Below are 6276 nucleotides of genomic sequence, written 5' to 3'. Positions count from 1 at the left end.
GCGAACATCCGGGAGGGCAGAGGCAAAATCCGCCGCGCCCCGCAGGGGTTTCGCCAAAATTGCCCATTTCTGCGTTACAGCGTCCCGCCTTTACTATAAGGCAAATCACTTCGCCAATGTCCCGAGAGCGCGTAGCGCGGCAGGGTATTGGCGCTTCAATTTCAAGGCGGGGCGCGCAAAGAGAGCTTGAAATAGCTGGCTATTCCTGCGCTCTCTTGCCTGGAACTGAGCAATTTTGGACTGAAACGGGTGGGCGACAATGCATGTCAACACGACCTAGTTCCCGGAAGGACCCATTGAAGGAGAGCGATCATGAAAACTGCAAAAGACTACCTGGACGAAGCCAATGAAACCGTGCCGAAGATGGCGGTGGCCGATGCGATTGCCAGACATGCGGCGGGGGGCGGTGTCTTTGTCGATGTGCGCGACAGCGCCGACATTGCCAAAAGCGGTACGATCAAGGGCGCGCATCGCATTCCGCGCGGCATGATCGAATTTCGTGCCGATCCCGCGATGGAACAATTCTACAATCCGGCGCTGAAGCAGGATGGCGAAATCTATCTGATCTGCGGGGCGGGCGGCCAGGCGGCACTGGCGGGAAAGACCCTGCAGAACATGGGCTATACCAATGTGACGAACATCGGCGGCTTCCCCGGCTGGAAAGAGGCGGGCGGCCCCACCGAAGAAGGCTGACAAACGGTCCTGCGGCAGGCGGCCCTGCCAGGGATCACGCTGCCCGCCGCCGCTTGCGCGGCCTGTCGGCAACAGAACGGAACGGCCCCGCCCAGGGCCTTTCCGCCTGACCTGCCTGACGCTAAACAGGGGCAGTCGCAGGACAGGGATGCCGCATATGACCAACAGTTCATCCGCCATCAGGGGCCCCGGTGGCCAGCTGATGGGCGAAAGCCGCCCTGTCATCCTGCTGGGCCGCGGCGGTGGCGGCACCCGGCTTTTGTCGGAATTTGTCCAGGGGCAGGGCGTTTTCCTCGGCTCGGAAATCAACAAGAGCTTTGATTCCGTGGAATGGGTCAAGACGATCTATGCCATCGCGATCGAAGTGATGTCGGGCGAGGTGCCGCCCGATGCCGCGCGGCGGGCTGGCTATATCACGCAACTGCATGAAACGGCGGCTGAGGTGCTGGCGCGCGCGGGGCAGGTGGAAAGCGGATACTGGGGGTGGAAACTGCCCGAAACCACGCTGATCTGCGATCTGGCCAGGGCGGCCTTTCCCCATGCGCAATGCCTGCATCTGGTGCGCCATCCGGTGCGCGCCAGCCTGCGGCGCACCCATATGACCTCGCGCATGAACAATCCGATGGGAAGGGCGGCCCTGCCTGCGGCCTATGTCCATGCCGGGCGCGACCCCGCGCTGATCGAAACGGACAGCACCCATATCCACAATGCCTTCAGCTGGTTGCATCAGGCCGATCTGATGGCGCGCACATTCGATGGTGATCCCGAGCTGCATGTGGTCCGTTTCGAAGATACGCTTGATCATCCCGACACGACCGCTGCCGCCCTCTCCGGGTTCCTCTACCGTGCGGCACCCGCCGCTGCGCCGCCGCTTGCGGTGGATGCCGGGCGTGCCGGCGTGATCGAGATGGATGCGGATGCCGCACGCCGGGTCTGGGACATCTGCGGCGCGCGGGCCGCGACCTTTGGCTATACGCTGGCAGAAGTCCTGGACTGATCAAATCCAACCTCGCGGCTTGAAGCGCGGCGCGGAGAGTGGAACAGTGGCCGCAGATATTTCCGAGGGAGGAATTTACCATGAAACTGACACCTGTTCTGGCCAGCCTCGCGCTGGTTGTGACCGCAGGCCTTGCCACGGCGCAGGAGCGTGTGACCTATAAATCCGCAAAGACCGGATCGTCCTATTATCAGATGGGCGTGCAGATCGCCGAGGCGATGAAGGAAGGCACCGATGGCGGCGTGATCGTGACCGTCGAGGAAAGCCAGGGTTCGGTCCAGAACGTCATGGAAGTACGGGCGCGGGGCGGCGATTATGTCTTTACCACGCCGCCTGCGCTGGTCGGGCTTGCCCAGCAGGGCAAGGCGATGTTCGAGGGCAAGGGCGATCCCGCCTTTGACGAGATCCGCGCGCTCTTCCCGATCCCCTCGCTGACCATGCATTTCGTGATGTCGGACGCCAGCGGCGTCACCGATTTTGCCGGGATGGAGGGCAAGACCATCCTGCTGGGCAAGGGCTCTTTCGGTGCGACCGAAGGCGAGAAATATCTCGGACTCTTTGGTCTGGAAGGCAAGGTGAACCTGGCCGATGCGGAATTGTCCAACGCGGTTGCCGCGCTCAAGAACGGGCAGATCGACGGTTTTGTCACCGCCGGCTCCTATCCGGCACCCAATGTGGTCGAGGCAGCGGCAACCACCGGTGTCACCGTCCTGTCGCTGAGCGACGCGCAGATCGCGGAAACCAAGCGGACAAGGCTGGTGATCCCGGCAGGCACCTATGCCGGGCAGGACAGCGATATCGTCACCACATCGCTGCCGGTTGTCGCCTTTGCCACCACCAAGATGAGCGATGACACCGCCTATGCGCTGACCAGGACGTTCTGGGAACAGCGTGACGCGATGGGCGCCTCCGCGCCCTGGTGGAACGCGGTGGACGAGGGGCTGATGGAAACGATCACCAGCAAGCTGCACCCCGGCGCCGTGCGCTATTACAAGGAAATGGGCTGGACCCTGAGCGACGCGCAGATGTAAAGCGCCCGGGCGCGCCGGATCCCCGCGCGCCCATTTTCTGCTGTCGAAGGCTCCCTGATGCGTCTTATCGCCTTTCTTGCGGCCCTTGTGCTGGTCGTCTTTCACCTTGGCCTGATCTTTTCGGGGCTGGTGCCCAATCTGGTCAGCCGCCCGCTGCACCTGGCGCTGGCGCTGCCCTGGATCCTGCTGGGGGCGGGGCAGTCGCGGCTGATGTGGGGCAGCGGGGCGGTTCTGGCGGTGCTGGGCATCGGGGCGAGCCTCTGGGTGGCCCTGTCGCACAACATGCTGTCAGACCAATACGGTTTCCTCGAAGGGCCGTTCCAGACCGGCATCGCCGTGACCCTGCTGGTGGTGGTGCTGGAGGCCGCGCGCCGGGCCATCGGCTGGCCCTTGCCCCTGGTCGCGCTGCTGGCGCTGGTCTACGGCTTGTATGGGCAATATATTCCGGGCGAATTCGGCCATTCCGGCACGCCCCTGCCCAGTTTTCTGGGCACGCTGACCATTGCCGAAGGCGGCATCTGGGGCAGCCTGACGGGCGTCTCCGTCAGCGTGGTGGCGATCTTTGTCATCTTTGGTGCGGCGTTGAATGCGGGCGAGGCGGGGCAGGGTTTCATGAACCTGGCCGCCGCCGCTGCCGGACGGCTCAAGGGCGGTGCAGCCAAGGTATCGGTCCTCTCCTCGGCGCTCTTCGGCTCCATCTCCGGCTCGGCCTCGGCCAATGTCGCCTCGACCGGGGCGATCACATTGCCCGCGATGACGCGCCTTGGCTACCCCAAGCGCCTTGCCGCAGCGGTGGAAGCGGTCGCCTCCTCCGGCGGGCAGATCATGCCGCCGCTGATGGGGGCAGGGGCCTTTGTGATGGTGGAGCTGACGGGCGTGCCCTACACCGCGATCATGGCGGCGGCGGTGCTGCCTGCGCTGCTGTACTTCTGGGCGGTCTGGGTCGGCGTGAACGCCTATGCGTCGCGCGGCAACCTGTCGGGCATCCGGGCGGAAGACCGCCCCGCCCTGCGCGATGTACTGATCACATCGGCCTTCTTTGCGGTGCCTTTCACCGTACTGCTCTGGGGCATGTTCTGGATCAAGGTGACGCCGCAATATGCCGCGACCATGGCAATCCTTGCGGCCTTTGCCCTGCTCTTCTTCAACGCGCAGGGCATCGGCACCTGGCGCGGGATCAGCGGGCGGATCGAAAGCGCCATGCTCAACGCGGCAAGGCAGGTCTCGATGATCGCGGCCATCATCATCTGTGCCTCGATCATCATCGGCGTGCTCTCGATCACGGGCCTTGGGGTCAAGATCACCTCGCTGATCCTCTCTGGATCGGGGGGCATGCTCTGGCCCGCGCTGCTGCTGACCGCCGTGGCCTGTCTGGTGCTGGGGATGGAGGTGCCGACGACAGCGGCCTATGTGATCTGCGTGTCAGTGGCGGGCCCCGCCCTGATCGAACTGGGGCTGGTGCCGCTGCAGGCGCATCTCTTCGTCTTCTGGTTTGCCCTCTTGTCCACCATCACGCCCCCGGTCTGCGGCGCGGTGTTCATCGCGGCGGGCATGATCGGGGAAAACTGGCTCAAGGTGGCGGTGACCGCGATGTCCCTGGGCTTCGGGCTCTATGTCATCCCGCTGGCGATGATCGCCAATCCCGACCTGATCGCACTGGGCAGCGCGCCACTGATGGCAGGCGTCGCGCTGGTGCAGGTGGGGGCCGGGCTGGCGCTGATGTCATCGGCGCTGATCTCGCCGCGTGGCATCGCCATCCGCGCGGGGCTCTTTGCCGCCGGTGCGGCAATCATCTTTGCCCGGCTGGCGCTCTGACGGTTCACGGCGTCCTGCCTTTCACCTGATACATCCGGTATCGGCGATTCACGTTCAAGGCGGGGCGCTTTGGGCCGCTTCGCTGATCTTCTTTGCCAGGCAGACCTGCCAGGGACCAAGATGCAGCCGCCCGTCCGGCGAGGGGCTGGCGCTGCCGATCTTGCGGCCGATGGTCTTCCATGTCCCCGACGGCAGGCTGTGCATCGACGGGGTGTCGGACATGTTGAAGGCGCAGAAAATCGTCTCCTCCTCCGTCACCCGCTGGAAATGCAGCACATCGGTAAAGACATAGACGCCCTCCTGCCGCCCGACCTTGAGCGCCGCGTGCTTGCCGCGAAAGGCGATGGCATTGCGGTAATGATGCAGGATCGCCCCCGGCTCCGCCTCCTGCGCATGCACCGCGCGGTGGCGGTTCTCATTGCTCAGCGGCAACCAGGGCACGCCGCTGGAAAAACCTGCATTGCTTTCGGTCTGGTCCCAGACCATCGGCGTGCGGCAGCCGTCGCGGCCCTTGTACTCGGGCCAGAATTCACGCCCATAGGGGTCTTGCAGGTCTTCGAAAGAGATATCGTCCTCCTCCAGCCCCAACTCCTCTCCCTGATAAAGGCAGGCAGCCCCCGGCAAACACATCAGCAGTGTCGCATAAAGCCGCTGCGCGGCGGGGGACAGGCCCCAGCGGCTGGCATGGCGCATCACGTCATGGTTGGAAAACGCCCAGGCGGGCCAGCCGTCGCGGGCGACCTGGTTGACCGCATAGAGCACCTCCGCCACGCGCGAGGCGTTCAGCGGTTCCGCCGCGAGGAATTCAAAGGCATAGCACATGTGCAGCCGGTCCGCGCCCCTGGTGTATTCTCCCAGCAGTTGCAGGCCCTTGGTGGCATCCCCGATTTCGCCAAGCGATGTGACCGCGTCGTATTCGTCCAGCAAGGCCCGGATGCGCGCAATGAAATCCAGCGTTTCGGGGCGGTTCTTCGAATTGACGTGATCCTGGTAATTATAGGGGTTCACGGAAGGCGTCAGGATGTCGCTGCGCTGCTCCTTCTCCAGTGCGGGATTGTCGCGCAAATCCTTGTCGGCAAACAGGAAGTTCACGGTGTCAAAGCGGAACCCGTCCACCCCGCGGTTGAGCCAGAAGCGCATGACCTCCAGCAGGGCCGATTGCACATGCGGATTGTGCAGGTTGAGATCGGGCTGCGAGGCCAGAAAGTTGTGCAGGTAATATTGTTCGCGCCGCGGGTCCCAGTGCCAGGCCGAGCCGCCAAAGATCGACAGCCAGTTGTTCGGGGCGGTGCCATCCGGTTTCGGGTCTGACCAGACGTACCAATCCGCCAGCGACCCATCCCGCGAGGCGCGGCTGTTGGCAAACCAGGCGTGCTGTTCAGAGGTATGGGACAGCACCAGGTCGATGATCACCCTGATCCCGGCATCATGCGCCGCCGCGATCACATCATCGAAATCCGCCAGGCTGCCAAAGATCGGATCGACGTCGCAGTAATCGCTGACGTCATAGCCGAAATCCTTCATCGGCGAGCGGTAGAAGGGCGAGATCCAGATCGCATCCACACCCAGGCTCGCCACATAGCCGATGCGCTGCACGATCCCCTGAAGATCGCCGATACCGTCCGCATTGCTGTCCTGAAAGCTGCGCGGATAGATCTGGTAGATGACGCTGCCGCGCCACCAGTCGGGATCGGGGGATTCTGGTTCTGTCATGTCTGCTGTTACAGTCCTTTCCTGGCG

Annotated in this window: 5 protein-coding genes; 4 read left to right on the top strand and 1 reads right to left on the bottom strand. The window is 63.8% G+C overall.

What is annotated here, in order from left to right; genetic code table 11:
• Positions 1 to 312: 312 nt before the first annotated feature.
• From O4H53_RS20490 to O4H53_RS20475, 4 genes are all read left to right on the top strand, one after another.
• A complete protein-coding gene (locus O4H53_RS20490) occupies positions 313 to 693 on the top strand; it encodes a rhodanese-like domain-containing protein (protein WP_269366786.1) in 381 nt (126 codons plus the stop codon).
• Between the two features lie 157 nt (positions 694 to 850).
• Positions 851 to 1690: a sulfotransferase gene (locus tag O4H53_RS20485; RefSeq protein ID WP_269366784.1), complete on the top strand. Its 840-nt coding sequence runs from the start codon at positions 851 to 853 to the stop codon at positions 1688 to 1690.
• A gap of 80 nt (positions 1691 to 1770) precedes the next feature.
• A complete protein-coding gene (locus O4H53_RS20480) occupies positions 1771 to 2721 on the top strand; it encodes a TAXI family TRAP transporter solute-binding subunit (RefSeq protein WP_269366783.1) in 951 nt (316 codons plus the stop codon).
• A 57-nt stretch (positions 2722 to 2778) separates the two neighbouring features.
• Positions 2779 to 4536: a TRAP transporter permease gene (locus tag O4H53_RS20475; protein WP_269366782.1), complete on the top strand. Its 1758-nt coding sequence runs from the start codon at positions 2779 to 2781 to the stop codon at positions 4534 to 4536.
• 54 nt (positions 4537 to 4590) lie between these two features.
• On the opposite strand, the gene O4H53_RS20470 is transcribed toward O4H53_RS20475, so the two are convergent.
• Positions 4591 to 6249, bottom strand: coding sequence for an alpha-amylase family glycosyl hydrolase (locus tag O4H53_RS20470; RefSeq protein WP_269366780.1), 1659 nt, complete (start codon positions 6247 to 6249; stop codon positions 4591 to 4593).
• Positions 6250 to 6276 lie beyond the last annotated feature (27 nt).

The sequence above is a fragment of the Sulfitobacter sp. G21635-S1 genome (genome assembly GCF_027213915.1).
In the GTDB taxonomy this organism is placed as follows: Bacteria; Pseudomonadota; Alphaproteobacteria; order Rhodobacterales; family Rhodobacteraceae; genus Sulfitobacter.
The sequence above is the reverse complement of the archived record's forward strand: the minus strand, read 5'-3'. Positions and strand labels throughout refer to the sequence as shown.

Excerpts from the sequence above, each read along its gene's own strand:
- O4H53_RS20485 (WP_269366784.1), top strand. The coding sequence starts at position 851 with ATGACCAACAGTTCATCCGCCATCAGGGGCCCCGGTGGCCAGCTGATG.
- O4H53_RS20490 (WP_269366786.1), top strand. The coding sequence starts at position 313 with ATGAAAACTGCAAAAGACTACCTGGACGAAGCCAATGAAACCGTGCCG.
- O4H53_RS20470 (WP_269366780.1), bottom strand. The coding sequence starts at position 6,249 with ATGACAGAACCAGAATCCCCCGATCCCGACTGGTGGCGCGGCAGCGTC.
- O4H53_RS20475 (WP_269366782.1), top strand. The coding sequence starts at position 2,779 with ATGCGTCTTATCGCCTTTCTTGCGGCCCTTGTGCTGGTCGTCTTTCAC.
- O4H53_RS20480 (WP_269366783.1), top strand. The coding sequence starts at position 1,771 with ATGAAACTGACACCTGTTCTGGCCAGCCTCGCGCTGGTTGTGACCGCA.